The organism is Colwellia sp. 5_MG-2023 (assembly GCF_030547795.1).
GTDB lineage: Bacteria > Pseudomonadota > Gammaproteobacteria > Enterobacterales > Alteromonadaceae > Colwellia.
In genome coordinates, this window is sequence record NZ_JAUOPW010000013.1 from 39,118 (window position 1) to 60,219 (window position 21,102).

The window sequence follows — 21,102 nt, forward strand, 5'->3', positions numbered from 1 at the left end:
GACTGTTAGCTAAATATTTAAAGCGTTTCTGCGTATTCGTCGATTTCAGTTAATACAACTCGAGTTTCTTTTAGTAAGGCATTAACCTTTTCTAGGCTACTAGGTATTTCGACACCGCTTAATAATTTTGACCATTGTGTACATAATAATTGTAGCCGAGGTGCTGAGAGTATTGCAGCATTTAACGCTAATGCCGCAATAGCAACGTGTGCTTGCGCTAACTCTTTTTCTTTTATCGCCTCAATTAACGCATCAAGCTGTTGGTGATTATCTTGGGTATACTCGTCAAGCATAAACAATGCTAATTCAACAGTACCTTGATGCTGTAAATAGCGAGCAAAGTCAAAAACAGCAGCGTTATCTGTTAATAATTGCGTAACTTCAGTAATAACAACATCATCAGAACCTTCTTCTGGCAAAGCCAATTTATCTTGATTGCTCGATTTATTTAGTGCAAGCTCTCCCTTTATATCTCTTTTTTTCTTTAGCCACGGTGCCAATGCTTCAGCTAACTCTACCAATGTAATTTCATCGGTAAAATTCAATTGATTAATAAGCCATTGTGCGAAAGGTGCTCTATTTCCAACCTTAGGTAACATATCAGTTAAGGATAAAACCCCAATACTAATATTTGCTGTAGTTGCTCTTTCAATTAAAGCTGATTCAGGAAATTCCGTAACCAGTATGTTGTATACACCTGTTTTCCAAAGTATTGCTTGTTCATACTCATTAGCAACGATTTTCACATGAAAACCAAGCCAATGTAGTAATCGTTGTAAGTTTTGATAGGCTTGTGGCGATTGCACAGCAAGTAATAACGGCAACTCGGCCGGTAATGCTTCATGAGAGACAAAAGACTCATAAGGAAATAATTGATTCGTTAAACGGTCGCCTTTTAGCAGCTTCAAGATATTTTCAACAAAACTATCTTTACAAAATATTTGCTCTGCTTGATTATAAAAGCCGAAGCGCTCATAGTTAAGTTCACTTGATTGAAGCACCATCAACTTAGGTTTTACAGACTCAGGTAATAAGTTAATCTGTTGAATAATGAAATCAAGCTGAGTTACTGCTATATCACTTGTGACCACGACGACATCAAATTTCTTGCGATTAAGCTTTTCTTCAATAAACTGACTTTTAAAACTATCAAACTGGGTGATTCGTTCAAGTTTGCCATGGGCAGATAAAACAATAGTTGCAATCAACTCAGCTAACACCACATTATTTGACAATACCATGATGTTAGTGCCGTTTAAGGTGATTTTTTTGCTAACATCTTCAGGCGCAGCAACGGCTAAAGGTAAATCAAAACTGAGTTGATAGCCATCATCAACAAGTTCCGCACTAATATTTTCACCATGCTGCTTAGTAAGTAGCAGATTAAAAGCATCAATTAACGGTGAGTTTATGCGCGAAACAGATTCAGAATTTAATAACTGCATAATTAAGGTAGGCAGCGTTTTTAAAGGGCTTGTGTTGACAATAACCGACAAGTTTACTAATTGTTGTCCTTCATTCTTATCTTGTAATTGAGCCTGTAATAATAATTGGCTTGCTCTACAGTTCGTTAATACGATATCAATAAGTAAACTGATAAAATGCTGAAATACATTATCGTCAACTTTTACCTTACTGAGTAAGCGCTCATCACAACGTACGAACAATTTGTTGTCATATTTATGCTGTTCTTGTTGCTTGTTAAATAAAGCAGCATATATCTCATCAATTAAATTCACATCGGTCAATGTCAAACGTGATTTATCTGATTTCATTTCTAACGCTAGATGTAAACCTGAAAATTGCTGATATAAACACATTAATTGCGTTATTAAATGCTCCTTATTGGTAGTTAATGGGGTGGCATTTAATACATTAACATTTAGGTAATATTCTTGATGTTGTTGTATGACTTGTACTATTAATTTCTTTAAAAATTGATAACGTTGCATTTCATCAAATATTTGCAAGGTTAAGCGTAATTTTTGCTGTTCTGCATTTTGATGTAGCTCTTCAATAGTTTTTTCTTGTTGTGATAACACTTGTTCAATAGCTTGATATTTATTTAATAATACCTGCCATTCATCTTCATTATGCTGCGGCTCTTCATGACTTTCTAAATGACCTGAAGTTTTCTCTAAATGATCGATTATGACTTGCGTTTCAATGCAATTAGCAACAACACTTTTATTTGGTGCGTTATTGATGGTGTTGACAATGCTCTCAACACCTTGCTGCGCTGAAATCTTAATTTGCTTGTGTAATCGCCATAATAAAAAGAAAAAACAAAGTAGCGACAGAGCAATACTAGCCAACAAAATATTAACAATATTTTTTTCTGATAATTCTATAGTATAACTAGCCAAAAAAGCCTTTATAACGCTGATGTCACCGGTTTGAATATCATTCTTGTAAGGGGTTAATAATAGCCGCTTAACACCTTCTTGTTGCTCTTTTAAATTAGTTTGATAATCTTGAACTAAACGAATATAACTTTGCCATTTAGGTATTGATTTTTGTTCTGTTAATACTATTTTTTCCAACGTATCAAACTGCTGATTAACATCAAGAATTCCCTTTATTAACCCATCACTTATAATTTGTTGATGCTGAGTAAACAATTGCCGCATCTGAAGACGTAATTCCTCAAAAACGGTTAGCGATGTATTGGTATTCAATGCTTTAAACCGCATTAAAACATCAATTAATAACGTTTTTAATTGTTGTAAATCATTCGATTTTTGAGCCAGTTGCACATATAGATTAGCTCGACTGTAAGTCACTCTATTTTTTGCTTGCTCAACTTCTAATTGTTCATTTAGTATTTTTTGGCTAGCAAATTGCTCATCGATAACTTGCTGGATAGAAAAAAGCACTAGTTGCAATTGAATAATGCTGCTTTGCCTTAGCTGCTGATTATAGGTATAGCTGTCTTGCACACGTGAAACAACATCTTCAGCAAGTAAGTTTTTATCTAGCCATTGCTGAAAAACTTGTTTATTGTCGCTATGCGCTTGCAGTAAGTTACGATTTAATATAATTAATTCATCATGTAACTTAACCAAATTGCCAGTATTATCCGGTTGGAGTATATCTTCAATTAATTGCTCGACTGCTTGCAACGCGTTAATTTGTTTTAACGCTTGTTTTATCGGTATTAATTGATTTTTGAGTGTCGCATTGTCCTGCACATTAGTTTGGTAAAATAAGGCAGAGGTTAAGCCTATCGTAATGATGATTAAAAAACATAATGCTACAAATTTAAACCTAAATTTTTGATAAAAAAGCTTTAATTTAATTTTCTTATGGTGTTGCTTCTGCTCAGTGTTATTTTCAATATGCTCTGCAACGCCGTCAATATTACTCATAGTGGTTTTTTATTCTACATCCCTTAATGACGTTAGTTTATACCAAACTACAATGATAATAATAGATTGATAAAGATTAAGTGAATATTTTTACTAATTTACAGACGAAATATAGTGATAGCATAGCGCACATCAAGTTGATGTGCGCATTAAATAAACTGACTTTTACAATATTATCACTGGCACTTATATTCAATATTAAGTTAACGCCCAAAGAGTGATAAATGATTAGTTAAATTTTGAAAAAGTGCTCTTGGTAGACTTTTAACTCGGCGATAGACTCTCTAATGTCATCTAAAGCTAAATGAGCTCCCGTTTTTACTACTTTATCTAATACTTCAGGTTTCCAGCGACGAGCAAGCTCTTTCACTGTACTTACATCCAAATTACGATAATGAAAATATTCTTCAAATTCAATCATATACTTATTAATAAAACGTCGATCTTGACCAATACTATTACCACACATTGGTGAAACACCTTTCGGCACATATTGTTGAACAAAGGCAATAGTTTGAGCGGTAGCTTCAGCTAGGCTAATCTTACTCTCACGGCATCGTTTAGTTAAACCTGACTGACCATGATGTTCAATACACCATTCACTCATATTGTCTAACACATCATCTGATTGATGAATGGCAAAAACGGGGCCTTCAGCTAAAATATTTAACTGACTATCAGTAATAATAGTAGCAATTTCGAGCACTACATCAATTTCAGGCTCTAACCCAGTCATTTCTAAATCAAGCCAAATTAAATTGGTATTGTTACACGTCATAAATATCCCTTAAAAATTGCACAAGCAATAGCTAGTAATTATCAGTATAATAGCGAACAAATAACTAGGATTAAACAAAATGATTAAGACTTGTGGCTAAGAAAAAATTAACTAATGGTCAGCAAAGACGCATTAAAGCTAATCACGACAAAAAATTGCACACGAAAGTAAACGCTAGTGGCGGTAAAGTTCAGTGGGAAGATGAAGAGCTAGGTGCTACTCAACAAGGTATTGTGATCAGTAGATTTGGTCAACATGCGGATGTAGAGGGTGATGATGGTGCAATATACCGATGTAATTTACGCCGTTCTATCAAAACTTTAGTCTGTGGCGATAAAGTACTTTGGCGTTTAGGCAAAGAAACTCAACATAGCATTTGTGGCATTATTGAAGCCGTGCATGATCGTGAGACTGTATTAAGCAGACCTGATGTTTATGATGGCGTAAAACCTATTGCTGCTAATATTAGCCAAATTTTAATTGTTTCTTCTGTATTGCCGGCATTTAACAGTGACATTATTGATCGCTACTTAGTTGCTGCTGAGCAAACGGGCATAACGCCAGTTATTGTCTTAAACAAAATAGATCTACTTAGCGAGTTAAGCCAAAACGAGCAAGATGAAATTGAACAACAATTACAAATCTATAGAGAAATAGGCTATCAGATACTTTATGGTAGCAGTCAAACTAATGAAGGTATTAGCGAAATAAAAACTCAATTGAGCCAGCATATTAGTATTTTTGTTGGTCAATCAGGTGTGGGAAAATCAACATTAGTGAATGCTTTAATGCCAGAGCTTGGCGTAGTTACTCAAGAGGTTTCACAAAACTCTGGGTTAGGGCAACATACAACAACTGTCGCTCGATTATATCATTTTGAAGAAGGTGGTGACTTAATTGACTCCCCAGGGATTAGAGAGTTTGGCCTATGGCATTTAACGCCTGATCAAGTCTTTAACGGCTTTAAAGAGTTTGAGCAATTTCAAGGATTATGTAAATTCCGAGATTGCAAACATAAAAATGATCCTGGTTGTGCATTGACCTCAGCTGCCGAGGATAAAATTCACCCTAAACGACTTGCTAGCTTTACCCGTATTATCGCCAGCTTAGGTGACAACAAATTAACTTCACGGTTTAATGATTAATTACCAAATAAATTAAAACTAAGTAAATAAAGGAAAAAAAGTGTCTTCACAGAATCAATCTTCAACGACTAAGTTCAGCGATAAAATTAAGATTGCCTTGCAATATTCCATGCCTAAGCATGCTATTTCTCGTTTAGTGGGAAAATTAGCTGCTGCTAAAATGGGTTGGTTAACCACTAAACTCATTGATATGTTCATCAAGGCATACAAGATCAACATGAATGAAGCAAAATTAAAAAATGCAAAAGATTTTGCCACCTTTAATGACTTTTTCACGCGCGAATTAGAAGAAGGTGCCCGTACTATTGATTCAGACTCAAGTACTTTATGTTATCCCGTTGATGGCGCAATATCTCAGCAAGGAGATATTGTTGAAGGAAGATTAATTCAAGCCAAAGGCTTTAATTACAGCCTTACCTCATTGTTAGGTGGTGATGCTAGAACGGCCGCTCCTTTTCAAAAAGGTAAGTTCTCTTGTATTTATTTAGCACCTAAAGACTACCATCGAATTCACATGCCTATGGCGGCTACATTACGTGAAATGATTTATGTACCTGGTGAGTTATTTTCAGTGAATCCATTAACTGCGAATAACGTTCCTGATTTATTCGCGCGCAATGAGCGTGTGGTAACAGTATTTGATACCGAGCATGGTTCTTTCGCTATGGTACTGGTAGGCGCAACTATTGTCGCAAGCATAGAAACAACGTGGGCAGGCACTATTACACCACCAGCAGGAAAGGATATTTTCAGATGGCAATATCCAGCAAAAGGGATTGATGCAATTACCTTTGAAAAAGGTGATGAAATGGGCCGTTTCAAGTTAGGCTCTACTGTTGTCAGTACCTTCGCCCCCAACATGGTTGAATTTGCCGCTAATGCTGGACCTGAAACCGTGACAAGATTAGGTGAGCATTATGCAGATTTAGTCGAAAAAAGTGATGCTTAAATTAATGGTTGCTCATTAATTCCACAAAGTATAGGATTAACAACCAAGTTTTACGATTATATTCGTAACCACTTTTACAACTAAAATTCCAACCCTCTGGGCATAAAATAAAATTAATAATTGGGGCAAGAAACATGGCACGTGAAAAATCCGCAGTGAAGCCAACAGAAGCTGAGTTATCATTACTCAATATTCTTTGGCAAATGGGGCCTGCTACCGTCAGACAAATTCACGAAGAAGTAACTGAGACACATAAAACTGGTTATACAACCGTACTAAAAATACTACAAATAATGCATGAAAAATCATTAGTAACTCGTGATGAAACAAATAGAGCACATGTTTATGCTGCCGCAAATAGCGAAATGCATACACAATCATCGTTAATAAAAGACTTAATCAGCAAAGCTTTTGGCGGCTCAACCTCTAAATTAGTGATGCGCGCTATCGATGAATCAACATCTGCAGAAGATATTAATGATATTCGTCAACTTCTAAATTCTTTAGAAAAAGAAACTTAACAGTAATAGCTTAACAATAAAAATGTTAGATAACGTATTTACTAGCCCATTGCTAACTAGTTTAGCACTCACCTTATTGCACTTTTTGTGGCAAGGGTTATTAGTGGCTATCGTACTAAAATCAGCATTACTTATTTTCAATAATAGTAAACCTCAATTGCGTTATGCCTTATCTGCATTTGCTATGTTGATTAATTTACTACTACCACTGATAACTTTTATTGTTATTTATCAAACAGAGGTTTCGTCAACTCACTTCTTTGTTAACTCTTTTGCGTTAAATGAATTTATACAAGAATTAGAACAACCTGATTCGCTATTTAATTATAAAGAGTTAATAGAAACCCTTAATATATTATTGCCTTATTTATCAATTTTATGGCTGGCAACTGTGACCTTATTAGCAAGTAAGTTATTAATAGAAATATCTACTGTTAATAAACTTCCGCTCCAAGGTACGGTAGAGCCAAGTGATAAGTTACAAAAGCGCTTTGATGAATTGGCAAAACAAATCAGTCTACGCATATTGCCACGACTATTGATTTCATTAAAAGTTGATGTGCCAATGGCCATTGGCTGGCTTAAACCTGTTGTACTAATTCCTGCTTCAATGATCAGCGGTTTAAATAATGCACAACTTGAAATGTTGATTTTGCATGAACTTGCCCATATTCGACGTCATGATTACCTCGTTAATTTTTTACAGACGTTGGTCGAGATATTATTGTTTTTCCACCCGGCGGTATCATGGGTTTCTAAACAAATGCGTAACGAACGTGAATATTGTAGCGATGATATTGCCGTACAACACTGCGGTGACGCAATAGCTTATGCACACACATTAGCAGATACCGCTTCTTTATGTACTAAAATTCACAATAATACGATACCTAATATGGCCATGGCAGCGTCAGGCGGTGATTTAAAACAACGTGTTATTCGTTTAGTTGACCATCATTGCGCTCCCAATAATAACATCAGTAAATGGTTTGCTAGTGCTACCATTATTTTCTCGATAGTATTGCTGTCAAGCAAACAATTACTGACTATGCCACTGCTGGACCTTTGGCCAGATGAAACACCGTGGAAACAAACAACCAAAAGTGAAGAAAATCAAAACACGCTCAACAATAACGTAACACTGCTCTCACCTATTTTTAGTGAAAATCTACCTAGTATTACAACACCATCACCTAATAAACCTGCTGATAACACCTTTAAAACGGTATTAGGTAAAAAAGAGCTATCAACGAATAATATATTAACGACTTTAGTATCTGTGGATAGGCCAATAGAAAAAAAATCAGACATGGATATTATTAAACGTAATTCATTAGCTTTAAATAATTTACAGCCTAATTCCAATGAACCTATTCAGCTAAAGAATTCATCGCAAAATACTGCAACTGAACCTGAACAATTAAGTAAAAATAATGTAAACAATGATTCATTAATGGTGACAAAAGCATTTGAACGAACAACGTCTAACAGCGCTTATCAACAAGAGCTAATACAATTAAGAGATGACTCACATTTATCGAATACATTTATTAGTAATCATGCCAGCAAAAAATCTCAGCACAATTCGGTGCTAAATAATGAGTTTACGACTAATGCCGATAAGAACGAGACATCAAAAGAGTCAAGCTTATTAAATCATGCTATCAGTAAAACAGCTGTTACTTCAGCTAGTGCTCATATAGAACCAGAAGATAAAGTTATAACTATTGCACCAATTAGACGTAATGCGAAAAAACTAAAATCTGTAAACCCTATTTATCCAAATATCGCCAAACGTAAAGGTATTGAGCTTGAAGTGGAAGTGAACTTTACTATCGACATTAATGGTAAGGTTAAAAACCTTCAATTTATCAATCAACAAAAAGTCAGTTATTTTAAAAATTCAATTCGTTCAGCAATAAGACAATGGCGATTTCTACCCGCTAAAGTTAACGGGAAGCCGGTAGAAAGCCAAATGTCTAAGGTGTTTGCGTTTAGTTTACATAGTTAGCTTTCACTAACATCTTCACTTTTTGCCTTTTTATTTTTTCCTTTTCTTTGCATCTTGCTTTTTCTTTGCTCCATCTTACTCTCCCACTTTACTTGCTGCTCTGGCGTTAAGACATTAAACATTGCATTTCTCGTTTTTGCTTTGGCTAATGCCATTTGCGCAAACGTTTCTTTATAAGAGTCATGTAAAGCGATATAGGTTTGTTCATCAAATTTTTCTGCTTGTAGCAATAGTTTTTCAGCTTCTTTGAATTGTTTTATTTCTGCTCGTAAAGAAACATCTTGCTCTTTAGCTGCAGTTTTAATCGCTTTCATCTGAGTTTTTTGTTCTTCAGAAAGGCCAAGATATTTACTCATTTTTTTCATCATATCTTTACCTCTATGATGACGTTCACTTTTTTGATAATGTTTATGTGATTTAGTCTCCACATTATCTTCTGATGATACATTGGCGTTAGACATACCGGTAAAAGCTAATACGGCACAGACTGCAGCAATAGAAACAATAGTTTTCATTGGTTTAGTAATATTCATTGTTGGCTCCAAAGGTTAAATAAATTTCACGAAAGCTAGTATAAGTAATTCAATGCAAAGAAACGCAAAGCCAATGTAAAGATTAAGTAAAGGTTACACAATGAAGTACAAGTTAATAATGATTAAGGTAAAATGATTGTACTTCTAACATAAGGTAAAAATTCTCTTGAATAAAAAGCACATATTATTAATTGATGATGATCATGAGTTAGCAGAGCTTTTAGCCGATTATTTAGCTCAGCAGGACTTCCTTGTTCATTGTTGCTTTGACGGTCAGTCAGGACTTGAGCAGGCATTCACGAATCAATACGATTTAATATTACTTGATGTAATGATGCCCAAACTTAATGGTTTTGAAGTATTGAAGGCGCTGGGTCAAGAGCATAAAACGCCAGTTTTAATGTTAACAGCTAAAGGCGATCATAACGATAAAGTTAGAGGCTTAGAATTAGGCGCTGATGATTACCTAGCAAAGCCCTTTCACCATCAAGAGTTATTAGCACGTATAAATGCCATCTTACGCCGGATTCAATTAGCGAGCCAACAAGGCCAGTCTCCCCTTGAAGCAGGTCACGAACAAGAAAAATCTATTTTAACCGTAAATGATATAGCACTAAACCATGCGATCCGAGCAGCTTCTTGCCATGATAACCCAATTGAACTCACAGGTACTGAATACCAAATATTAACCTTATTATTGGAAAATCACGGCAAAATTATTTCTAAAGATACTATTTCAGAAAAAGTATTAAGCCGAAAGCTTAGTCCATTTGATCGTAGCATTGATGTACATATTGGTAATATTCGTAGAAAATTTCTACCATTTTGTACCACTGAAAAAATAAAAACCGTCCGCGGTGCAGGGTATTTATTCTTAACAGGTGAAGATAGTTAACATGTCCCTAATCAAAGCCTCCTCTAAAATAAAAACCTTATTATCTTCATTTACCATTAAACTATTTGTCTGGTTTTGGCTCATTGCAATTACATCTATTATTAGCACACGCTGGATTTCACAGCAGCTATCCAATGATGTTATTCGTGAAGTAGTTAGTCATAAATCAAAACCTGATGAACTTTATCAGCTCAATAAAATGGCAAAACGTATCAAGCGTAATAAAGCAGAAAATATTGAGCAATTCTTAACGCTACAAAAAAAAAGACTTGCTCTAACCCCATTTAATATTTGGTTAAAAAGTATCGATGGTAATTCAAGGATTGTTAGCGCTATCCCATTACCGAAAAATTTTCAACGCGTATTAACCGATTACCTTAGCGAGAATACTTTTACGCAACCCACAACTAGCTTTTTTTCGCATACGGAAATAGTAGGCCCCGTACTAATCAATATTAATAATCAACCTTATCAACTATTTATTTCGCGTAAAGTTCACAAACCAAACATTAGTCAAATTGTTCAATCACTTCCCTACTGGTTGCGTATTGTGACGCCAACCTTGATTAGCTTTTTACTTTGTTTGCTACTAGCACATTCATTTAGTAAGCCTATTCGATTAATTAAAAAAGCGACAACAAGATTAGGCCAAGGTGATTTTGATTCACGTGTTGAAGGCGTAGGTCAGCTTAGCGGCGAGTTAGAACAATTAGCTAATAGTTTTAATAAAATGGCAGAGCAATTACAGCAACACCAAAGCTCACAAAGACGCTTATTAGGTGATGTTTCACATGAACTACGATCACCTATGACAAGGCTTCAGATGGCTCTGGGGTTAGCACAACAAGAATCAACAACGCCACAAGCACGTGAGCAATATTTACAACGTTGTCAACGAGAAATAGATAGATTAGATCACATGATTGAAAATGTATTAGTGCTATCTCGCTTAGAGAATACCTTGCAAAAAGCAGAGTATGAACAAGTTAACCTTTCAACACTAATACAAAATATCATAAACGATGAACAATTTATTGCGGATAAAAAGTCGATCAGTATTAACTATAATGCTCCCGCTAAAATAATGTTATTAGCTGATCAAACCTTACTCACAAGTGCCATTAGTAACGTACTTAACAACGCGGTGAAATATAGCCCAGAGCAAAGTACTATTAACGTTCAATTATCGATAGAAAAGCAAAAAGTTATTTTAGTCGTTAGCGATAAGGGTAATGGTGTACCTGAAGAATCATTAACGCAGCTGTTCACACCATTTTATCGAGTTAATCTTGCCAGAGATCGGGCGACAGGTGGAACAGGCTTAGGTTTAGCAATAGCGAAACAAGCCATTATCACACATCAAGGTGAAATTTTTGCTAAAAATAACGCAGATAATGGTTTATCTGTTATTATTGAACTTCCTTATTTTGAATAAAAATATATTAACAAAGACGTATTTACTTATCTATGAACACACCTGCTTCTACTCCAAAAAAATCACTGTTTTCACATAAATCACTAAAAATAATCCCCGCAATTTTTATAAGTATCTATCTGATTATTTGGGGTATTTCATCTCCTGTTAGTAAGTATTTTATTGAACCTGTATTACAAGAACAGGGATTAACACTATCGTCTGAAGCGAGCATTTACTACAACCCCTTTTTAAGCCAATTAACGATTAAAGATTTTGCATTATTTAGTAATGAAGAAAAAAAAGTATTTTCTTTAGATAAGTTAACCGTTCGCTTAACCTTATATCGTTTATTATTCGACGAGGTTGTCGTTAGTGAATTTGAACTAAATGATGCTTATCTTAACGTTGTAAAAACGCCTTCTCAGCTAATCATTGCAGGTATTGATTTAAATAAAGAAAGTGATGCGACACCTGAAGAAAAAACACCTGAAACTGTATCAGAGCCACTTCCATTTCAGCTAATATTGCCACGATTATCATTAAATACAGTCAATATTGAACTCAATAATAACGAGATTAATCACCAGATAAACATCGATGAGCTATTAATTAGCCAAGTAAAAGCTGATCTTAAATCTCAAACGGCGCTCTTAAGTCTGCAAAGTGTTGTCGATGGCACAGCACTGGAACTAACAGCTGATGCAGTGTTTGATAACGGACAAGGTGAAGTAAATAGTCAGTTATCACTCAACGGTTACCCAATTCAAAAAGTACAACCTTACGTCGCCGAACTATCTGAATTAAGTGGTTTGCTTTCTTTTACAAGTCAGCAAAAGCTAACTATCGCGTCAGATATAGTTAAATTACATGTGAATAAAGCTGAACTTAGCAACACAGACCTTATTGTTGGTTATCAACAACAATTTGTTACCCTTAAAAACTTTGAAACAAATATCGATGATCTACTGCTGACACTCAGTGGCGATGAAATTACTGAGTTAAGTGGTATGAGCCAAGTAACGCTGAATGATGCAGAGGTGCATTATGAAAAAGCCAGTCAAAAATTAGCTTACATTAAGCAATTAGCATTACAAGATATTAGCTTTTATTTAACTAACGGCGAGCCACAAGTAAAAATAGCAAATTTTATTGTTGACGAAATTTATGGGTCAAAAAATGAAGATACTGTACATCCCCCTATCGTGACTTTAAAACAATTTAGTGTCAAAGATGTATTTGCTAATGCCAAACAACTCTCTATCGATACAATCATTTTAGATAGCTTACAAAGTAACCTAATTTTAAATGAAGAAAGTGCGTTAGCTAACTTAGTGTCATTACCTATAGCAAAAGATGGATCTGAAAAAGATGAAGCGCAAGAAGAAATGGTCGCCGTTGTTGAAGTTGCAGACCCAACACAAGACGCTCCCTTTATTATTTCATTAAACGAGTTTTCATTAATAAATGATAACCAGCTAACACTGTTAGATAATAGTGTTGAACCTATGATGCAAAGTAAAGTGATTATAGACACACTAACACTAGGTGCATTAAGTAATGCAGTTAGCAAACAAGAAGAGCAAACACCATTCGAATTAAAAGGCCGCATTAATAAATATGCTCACTTTGATTTTAAGGGGTTCACCCTGCCCTTTTCTCAAACTCAAAAACATCATTTAGAAGGCTCTTTACAAGAACTTTCATTACCAGCAGTTTCTCGCTACATGAAAAAAGCAGTAAATATGGAACTAAAAAGTGGTCAACTCAATACTGATATTAATGTGACGCTAACAGGGGAAGAGCTTAATGGTAAGATCCTTATTCTATTACGAAGTTTAGAAACAGCGGTAGCAGGCAGTGATGAAGCAGGCTCTCTGATTGAGCAAGGCGCATTACCTTTTAATATGGCGCTTGGCATGCTTAAAGATGGTCATGGTGATGTAGAGCTTGATGTGCCGCTATCAGGTTCAACCTCAGATCCAAATTTTGGTATGAGTAGTATCGTCACTTTAATAACCCAAAAAGCTATTTGGATGGCTACAAAAGAGTACGTTATGACGACATTCGTCCCTTATGCAAATGTTGTTTCTGTTGCGATGAGCGTAGGTGAATTTGCCTTAAAATTACGTTTTGATGATTTAATATATCAAACCAAACAAATAGAACCAAATGAAGCACAACAGGCCTACTTACAAGGTTTTATCGCCTTAATGCAAGATAAAGAAAAAACCCGAGTAAATATTTGTGGTATTAGTGTCCCCGGCGATATTAATCTGAGTGCTGGCACCAAAATAACAGATGCAAAACATATTAATCAACTCAAAGAAATTGCCGAGCAACGAGAAGCCGCGTTTAAAGATTATATTATAGAGCATGGCGGCATTGCTTCATCAAGGCTGTTATTATGTTCTCCTAAAATAGACAGTAGCGAAAACGCACAACCGCGTATAGAATTATCTGTTTAATCATTTCCTGTTTATTTTACTAAGCAAGCTTAGCTCTACATTAATAGAGCTAAGTTTCCTCATTAACAATAGTATCAGCAATTATTATATTAACTTACCAGCAACCTTATATTGATTGATGATAGAAATACGCAGTTAAATACACTAAGATAATATTATTATATTTTAAACGCACTTTATTGTTAGCACATTCAGGTTTAGGGGATATATTTTATTGTTTTTTAATAAATTTACATGTTTTATTATATTTCTTACTGGCATTATTTTACCTGCTTTCAGTAATGAACGTCCTTCACAACTAACTAACGAATACTCTGTTGAAATGTTAACAGCAGAAGATGGTTTTGTTGCGTCAGAAATCTACTCCATTATTCAAGATACTCAAGGGTTACTTTGGTTTGGTACCGGTGAAAATGGCGTTATGTGCTACGACGGCCGTAAAGTCACTCTTTTTGAGTCTGACGGTATTAGTACTACTGGTTTATCCCATAATTATGCTGGCAATCTGATGTTAGACCGTGAAGGAAAGATATGGATCGGTACATGGGGAGGTGGCGCTAACCTGTATGATCCTACTACCGGAGAATTTAAATATTTTATTCATGATGCAAAACGTGCTGATTCTATTTCATCTAACCGCATACAAAGCTTGTATCACGATCAAGAAGGTACTATTTGGTTAGGCTCCTATGAACATGGCTTGAATAAATATCTTGGCGGTAATAGCTTTGAGCACGTTCAAAAAGTTGAAGGCACCGAATCAAGTTTATCTCATAATAGAATATGGGATATTGAAGATAACGATAGTGATAGCCTTTGGATAGCGACGAGCTTTGGCTTAAATTTATATAATAAGCGGAACCATACTTTTTCCCATTTCCTCCCAGACCCAGAAAATTTAACGCCTACAGGCGCAAACGAAATTAGAAGCATTTTAAAAACGTCAAAAAATAAAATTTATGTTGGCACTCAAAAAGGGCCCTTTATATTTGATAAAGTAAATAGTACTTTTAGCTCATTAGAAACGTTAATCGATCAAAATTTAGGTCAAGTCAATTCAATGATTGAAGACCATAAAGGTAATATTTGGTTTGTGACGAGTAAAGGCTTATTTCATCAACGACACTCAAGTTCCCACATTGAAAAATTTGAGCTTGAATACAGTCATGGTTTAAGAATAGCTTTTGAAGATAGCTCCAGAACATTATGGGTTACTAATGAGAATCACGGTATTTACAAAATAATACCAAAACGAAAATTTAAAAATATTAATAGTAATAATTTAACAGCTCCTAATGGCATCACTGTTGATCCTAATGGCGATGTGTTAATTGCATCATCATTATCTGCCTTGTATAAATGGCACGTATCATCACAAAAGTTAGAAACATTATCACCAAATATTTTTAGTAATGAGAATAGCTATGAAGGAAATAGGTTATTCGATAAGCCTATTATGGTTTCAGATGGAGTAAACAGTATATGGCTTGGACAGGATGATGGCTTAGCTAAATTTAACTTCATTACTAAACAAGTTCAATTAGTAAAATATCCTCCATCAGATCCACATTACAAACAGTTTCGAGAGATACGAGCACTTAACATTGATCGCCATGGCATTATTTGGATAGGAACATATAAAAACGGTATATATCACTATAATCCATCAACTAATAGTTTCACCCACTTAGATGACGCTTTGGGCCTATCTCACCCAGAAGTATTAAAAATATATAAAGACAATGAACAAAAGATCTGGGTTGGTACTGGTGATGGGTTAAACCTTTGGGATGAAGAGAATCAAAAGTTTACTATATTTAAGCATGATATAAATAAAACAGGTAGTTTATTAGGGAAGATCGTCCAAGATATCTATCAATCACAAGATGGAAAATTGTGGATTGCCACACAAAAAGGGCTTAATTTATATACTTCTAAAACTAAAACGTTTAAACATTTTGGTAAGAAAAATGGGTTACCCACATCATTAATCCGTGCAATTACCGACGATAACAATGGCAATTTGTGGCTAACAACTAACAAAGGAATTTCAAAATTAAATCCGCAAACCGAAGAGGTAACTAACTTTGATCGCTATAGTGGGTTATTAGGTCTAAATTATTACCCTGGTAGTCTAGTAAAAGCTGCTAATGAAACTCTCTTTACCAGTAGTCAACGAGGTGTTGAATTTTTTAGTACCTCACCTATTGAAACAAATGATCATGAATTTAATATTGTATTAACTGGTTTCAATAAAATGGGTAAGCCTGTCAAACTTGATACACCTCACGCTTATATCAGTGAAATACAACTATCTTATCTTGATTATTTTTTCTCTTTTGAATTTTCGGTATTAGACTTTGTTTCTCCCACTAAAAATATGTATGCCTATAAATTAGAAGGATACGATGAAAACTGGATTGACATGGGCAATAGGAATGTAGTTTCTTTTAACAATTTAGATGGTGGTACCTATAAATTATTGGTGAAAGCAACAAACAGTAGCGGTAAATGGGGCAAGAAAATATTGTCCATTGACCTCGTTGTATCTCCCCCTCCCTGGAAAACGTGGTGGGCTTATAGTCTATACGTATTAGTTTCTATTCTAACGATATTTATCTTTATTTATTTTAGAACACGACTACAACAAAAAGAAATTGATAGACAGAAAAAGTTTGTTGTTGCACTTGAGGAGCAAGTCATGGAAAAAACTGCGTCATTGAATGCCCAAGCTAAAGACCTTATAGCAGTAAATAAGCAATTAGAAATACTTACCTATCAAGATGGCTTAACCGGTTTATATAATCGACGGTATTTTGATAAACGCTTAACTGAAGAGATAAGTAGACATCGCCGTCAAAAACAACCGCTTTCGCTTATTATTGCTGATATAGACCACTTTAAACTTTTTAATGATTTTTATGGACATCAAAAAGGAGATGAGTGTCTTAAGCAAGTAGCTCAATGCATTATTGAAAATGTAGCCCGTATTACCGACGCCAATTGCCGTTATGGTGGCGAAGAATTTGCCATTATTCTACCAAATACCTCAATAGCCGAATCAACTCTTGTTGCGGAGCGCTTATGCTCGGCAGTAGAAAATCTGAAAATTGTCCACGAAAAATCAATAACTAGCGCATTTATTACCTTAACATTAGGTGTTGTCACTGTATCTCAAGCACAAGAAACCTCGGTAGATTCAATCGTGTTAAGTGCTGATAAAGCACTTTATCTTGGTAAATCCAATGGCAGAAATAACGTAACACGCGCCGAATAAAATCATAAAAATTGGTTCTGTTATTTTACTTCCATTATTTCTGGTTTATGCACATAGTTTGCACATTGTTTAGTTATGCTTAAGCATTGTTGAAAAGTGTGAATATTGCGATATTACACTTGATTTATCCCGACTGGACTAGGATCGTATTTTCAAATGAAAATTCAAAATAAATTATTTTTGATTTTATTTAGCTTTAGTTTTTTACTCGTCGCTTTATTAGTCTTCCTGATGCAATGGAGCATTGGTAAAGGCATGATTAACTATGTAAATACCAAAGAAATAGAAGCGCTAGAGCCCGTGGTAATCGAGCTAGCTAAAGAATATCAGATAAAAAATAATTGGCTTAGCATGAAAGGACGTCATGGTAAATTTATCCGCTTAGTTTCCAAGCAACTTGCTGACAGTAACTTTACCTCAAAACAAAAAAGTCGCTCACCTGAACATTTATCTTTTCGTCGCCCGCCACCAATGCGTCCTGCAGAAGAACAAGGTCGGCCACCTAGAAATGACTTCCATGAGGGAAGAACACCACCACCCCGAGAAAATGAAGCATTTTATGCATTACTTGATCATAATAAAAACCTGGTGGTTGGTAAATATATTGAGGAAATTGAATACAGCAAAACAGAAGTAATCGTTGATGATACTATCGTAGGCTATTTTGCTGTTTCTAAACGTAATCAACTTACCCAAGGTTACGAAGTCGACTTTATTGAACAGCAACAATATTACTTATGGATTATAGCATTATTTGTTATGAGCCTAGTTGCCTTAGTAACACTACCATTAACGCGACATTTAGTTGAACCTCTAAAATTAATTACCCAAGGTATGCATAAACTCACCCAAGGTGACTATCAGCAATCCATCAACTTAAACAGAGAAGATGAACTTGGCAGATTAAGTAGGGACTATAATGAATTAGCACATTCTTTGGCAGAGAATGAAACTACCCGAAAACGTTGGCTCGCTAATATTTCTCATGAATTGCGTACTCCTGTAGCTATTTTACGTGGTGAATTAGAAGCTATGTTAGATGGAGTTAGACCACTAAATAAAAAAAATATTGCTTCAGCAAATGATGAAGTAAAACACCTTCAACGATTAATTGACGATTTAAATTTACTTACCAGTGCTGACATTGGAGGAATGCGCTATCGTAAGAAAAATGAAGAATTAACACAATTAATGCATAGTGTAATAGATACATATCATAGTTATTTGAATGACGCTGGTATCAAACTTACTACTGACATTATCGATGAAAAAATTAATGTCTTCATCGATAAAACTCGCCTTTGTCAATCATTTGAGAATATCATTAATAATGCAATAAAATACTCAACCGCTACATGCTTTAACATCTCTTTAAGCATTGAAAATACTAATCATAGCTCAAACGTATTGATAAAATTTGAAGATAATGGTGTCGGCGTAGACGATATTCATTTGAGCCATTTATTCGAGCATTTATACCGTGTTGAAGATTCTCGAAATAGAAAAACTGGCGGCTCTGGTTTGGGTCTGTCGATATGTCGGCATATTGTCATGGCACATCAAGGAGAAATTACCGCTGAAAACTCACCTCTTGGTGGTTTAGCCATTATTATTAAGTTACCTATAGTTTAATAATACATAATTCACTCACACTTATTCCTGTTTGAGAGTACTAAAATGTCAAATTCAATATTGATTGTAGAAGATGAAATTAAACTTGCAGAGTTGTTAGCTGATTATTTCAAATTGACCGAATATGAGCCTCATTTGATTCATCATGGTGATGAGGTTATTACTTGGGTAAAAGAGCATCAACCTAGCGTGATTTTACTCGACATTATGCTACCAGGTAAAAACGGCATAGATATATGCAAAGAAATTCGTCAATTTTCTAATATTCCTATTTTACTCGTCACCGCAAAAGTTGAGGAAATAGATCGATTATTAGGGCTAGAATTAGGTGCAGATGACTATATATGCAAACCCTTTAGCCCGCGCGAAGTTGTTGCTCGAGTTAAAGCCGTTTTAAGAAGAACCCAAACAATTCACTATAATACCGAAATACTCAAACTTGATGAACACCGTTTTACCGTTGAGTTCCACAATCAAGAAGTTGCCTTAACCTCGGTAGAGTTTCAATTGTTAAAGCCTTTAGCAAACAAGCCTGAAAGAATTTTTACCCGTGAACAATTAATGCAAAACATGTATTCAGATCAACGTATTGTAAATAATCGCACTATTGATAGTCACATCAAAAAATTGCGCAAAAAGCTCGCTGATATAAGTGAAGGAAAAGACTGGATTCAATCTGTTTACGGTACAGGTTATCGCTTAATGTTGTAGCTTACTTGAAATTATAAAGCTTTACAGTATTAATACCGTGCCTTAATTAACGGAACTTCTGCGTAATAAATACCCTTTTTATTTTGTTTTATTTATTAATGATAGCAATTCTAAAACTTCCTCTTTTCTTGCACATTATTTGCAATTTCTGTTGTTAATATTACTTTGAAAAATAGCTTTGCATAGTAATTTTGAACATGGTTATTCACAGTATTAACCATGCAGCAACAGGAGATTTTATGAATATATATATCAAGCAGGCAATAGTCGTTACATTATTAGTCTTAGCCTCAAACCAAGTATTAGCAAAAAACACTCAAAATGACGGAGATAGACCATCTCGCCCTACTTTTGAATCCATAGACAGTAATAGTGATGGTGATATCGATTTTGATGAGTTTTCATCTCAGGAACTGCCGCATGGTGACCATCAAACCGTATTCGATGAAATAGATACTGACAACAATGGCGTGATAAGTAATGAAGAATTTACTAACCATAAGCCGCCAAGACCACAAAATCGTAAGGGTAACTCATAATGATTAATAACATCAGCTCTAGCATGCAAATGCCACAACAAAGAACAGAACAAAGTTTAACTGAAGATCAACAAAGCATTCTGAGCGAAACATTATCGCAATATGATGCAGAAAATTTGAGCGAATCAGATGCCCTTAACATTGTCGAAACCCTGTCACAAGCTGGAATTCAGCCTAGTGGAGCAATGGAAAAAGCAATGTCTGATTTAGGTTTTGACGCAAAAAGTATTGGTGACATAGCCAACGTATCTGAAGACGGTAACAGACCACCGCCACCGCCGAAACAAAGTACGGAAGAAATTACTTCAATGGTTGATTACTTAGCAGAACTGATGGAAGAAAAGTTAGCAGCAAGTAGCAATAACGAACTAAGCGATGAAGATAAGGAATCTATCTTAACGCAAGTTTACCAAAAATTTGATATTGAAGATGGTGAATCCATTATTAATACCACTGCATAAAACTTACACTGATTTTAATATTTAGCTTGTTTATACCCGTTACCATTCAAGATGCAGGTTTCAGTGGGAACTAAAAACAATTTAGGCAAGGCATTAAGTTTACGTCATGGTTATTCCCTTACTAAAGTTAATAACGCGGCATAAATTGTTTTTAGACCCATCGAAGAAGCGCTTGAGCAAAATCACTTCTTCGTTAGTGCTTTTTATAAGGGAGCGACCATTATTACAAAACACTGCCTTGAATTGATATCGCTCAAGCACTCTGAAATACGCATATTGATTGGTAACGGGTATATATTCAGTGTTGTGCTTTAAAAAAGCGTTGCTCTTATAAGGGCAACGCTTTTTTTAATTTTGTCATATTATTGTAACATTCCTCATTTGTTGCACATTGTTTGCA

General features: G+C 35.0%; 15 protein-coding genes. 12 read left to right on the forward strand and 3 right to left on the reverse strand.

Annotated elements, in window-relative coordinates; translation table 11 throughout:
* Positions 1–17: 17 nt before the first annotated feature.
* Together Q4496_RS10430 and orn are read right to left on the reverse strand one after the other, a co-directional pair.
* Positions 18–3,368, reverse strand: coding sequence for a hypothetical protein (locus Q4496_RS10430; RefSeq protein WP_303610414.1), 3,351 nt, complete (start codon positions 3,366–3,368; stop codon positions 18–20).
* A 232-nt stretch (positions 3,369–3,600) separates the two neighbouring features.
* Positions 3,601–4,146 carry an oligoribonuclease gene (gene orn, locus Q4496_RS10435; protein WP_215973971.1) on the reverse strand — a complete coding sequence of 182 codons (546 nt, stop codon included), beginning with the start codon at positions 4,144–4,146 and terminating at the stop codon, positions 3,601–3,603.
* Between the two features lie 92 nt (positions 4,147–4,238).
* Here orn and rsgA point away from each other — a divergent pair, with 92 nt between their 5' ends.
* The 4 genes from rsgA (at position 4,239) to Q4496_RS10455 (ending at position 8,772) form a co-directional block, all read left to right on the forward strand.
* A complete protein-coding gene (rsgA, locus tag Q4496_RS10440; RefSeq protein WP_215973972.1) occupies positions 4,239–5,291 on the forward strand; it encodes a small ribosomal subunit biogenesis GTPase RsgA in 1,053 nt (350 codons plus the stop codon).
* Between the two features lie 109 nt (positions 5,292–5,400).
* Positions 5,401–6,240, forward strand: coding sequence for an archaetidylserine decarboxylase (gene asd, locus Q4496_RS10445; protein ID WP_215974029.1), 840 nt, complete (start codon positions 5,401–5,403; stop codon positions 6,238–6,240).
* Positions 6,241–6,374: 134 nt separating this feature from the next.
* Positions 6,375–6,761 (forward strand): BlaI/MecI/CopY family transcriptional regulator, encoded by a 387-nt coding sequence (locus Q4496_RS10450; protein ID WP_215973973.1) that lies wholly within the window; start codon positions 6,375–6,377, stop codon positions 6,759–6,761.
* A 22-nt stretch (positions 6,762–6,783) separates the two neighbouring features.
* The gene (locus Q4496_RS10455) at positions 6,784–8,772 is read left to right on the forward strand and encodes a M56 family metallopeptidase (protein WP_303602456.1); all 1,989 of its coding nucleotides are present in this window, start codon (positions 6,784–6,786) and stop codon (positions 8,770–8,772) included.
* Here the strand turns inward: Q4496_RS10455 and Q4496_RS10460 are convergent.
* Positions 8,769–9,305 carry a Spy/CpxP family protein refolding chaperone gene (locus tag Q4496_RS10460; RefSeq protein WP_303610415.1) on the reverse strand — a complete coding sequence of 179 codons (537 nt, stop codon included), beginning with the start codon at positions 9,303–9,305 and terminating at the stop codon, positions 8,769–8,771. The genes Q4496_RS10455 and Q4496_RS10460 overlap by 4 nt on opposite strands.
* Positions 9,306–9,471: 166 nt before the next feature.
* On the opposite strand from Q4496_RS10460, the gene Q4496_RS10465 reads away from it, so the two are divergent.
* The 8 genes from Q4496_RS10465 to Q4496_RS10500 all read left to right on the forward strand — a co-directional run bounded on the left by Q4496_RS10465 (position 9,472) and on the right by Q4496_RS10500 (position 20,702).
* A complete protein-coding gene (locus Q4496_RS10465) occupies positions 9,472–10,200 on the forward strand; it encodes a response regulator transcription factor (RefSeq protein ID WP_215973976.1) in 729 nt (242 codons plus the stop codon).
* Position 10,201: 1 nt separating this feature from the next.
* Positions 10,202–11,635: an ATP-binding protein gene (locus Q4496_RS10470; protein WP_215973977.1), complete on the forward strand. Its 1,434-nt coding sequence runs from the start codon at positions 10,202–10,204 to the stop codon at positions 11,633–11,635.
* 32 nt (positions 11,636–11,667) lie between these two features.
* Positions 11,668–14,082 carry a DUF748 domain-containing protein gene (locus tag Q4496_RS10475; protein WP_303610416.1) on the forward strand — a complete coding sequence of 805 codons (2,415 nt, stop codon included), beginning with the start codon at positions 11,668–11,670 and terminating at the stop codon, positions 14,080–14,082.
* Between the two features lie 214 nt (positions 14,083–14,296).
* Complete coding sequence (locus tag Q4496_RS10480; RefSeq protein WP_303610417.1) at positions 14,297–17,359, forward strand: diguanylate cyclase; 3,063 nt, start codon at positions 14,297–14,299, stop codon at positions 17,357–17,359.
* A gap of 156 nt (positions 17,360–17,515) precedes the next feature.
* Positions 17,516–18,991, forward strand: coding sequence for an ATP-binding protein (locus tag Q4496_RS10485; protein WP_303610418.1), 1,476 nt, complete (start codon positions 17,516–17,518; stop codon positions 18,989–18,991).
* A gap of 45 nt (positions 18,992–19,036) precedes the next feature.
* Positions 19,037–19,702 (forward strand): response regulator, encoded by a 666-nt coding sequence (locus Q4496_RS10490; protein WP_215973981.1) that lies wholly within the window; start codon positions 19,037–19,039, stop codon positions 19,700–19,702.
* A gap of 239 nt (positions 19,703–19,941) precedes the next feature.
* On the forward strand, positions 19,942–20,241 hold the full coding sequence (locus Q4496_RS10495) for an EF-hand domain-containing protein (protein WP_215973982.1): 300 nt from the start codon (positions 19,942–19,944) through the stop codon (positions 20,239–20,241).
* Positions 20,241–20,702, forward strand: coding sequence for a hypothetical protein (locus Q4496_RS10500; RefSeq protein ID WP_303610419.1), 462 nt, complete (start codon positions 20,241–20,243; stop codon positions 20,700–20,702). The genes Q4496_RS10495 and Q4496_RS10500 overlap by 1 nt, the downstream gene beginning before the upstream one ends.
* The last annotated feature ends 400 nt before the right edge of the window (positions 20,703–21,102 follow it).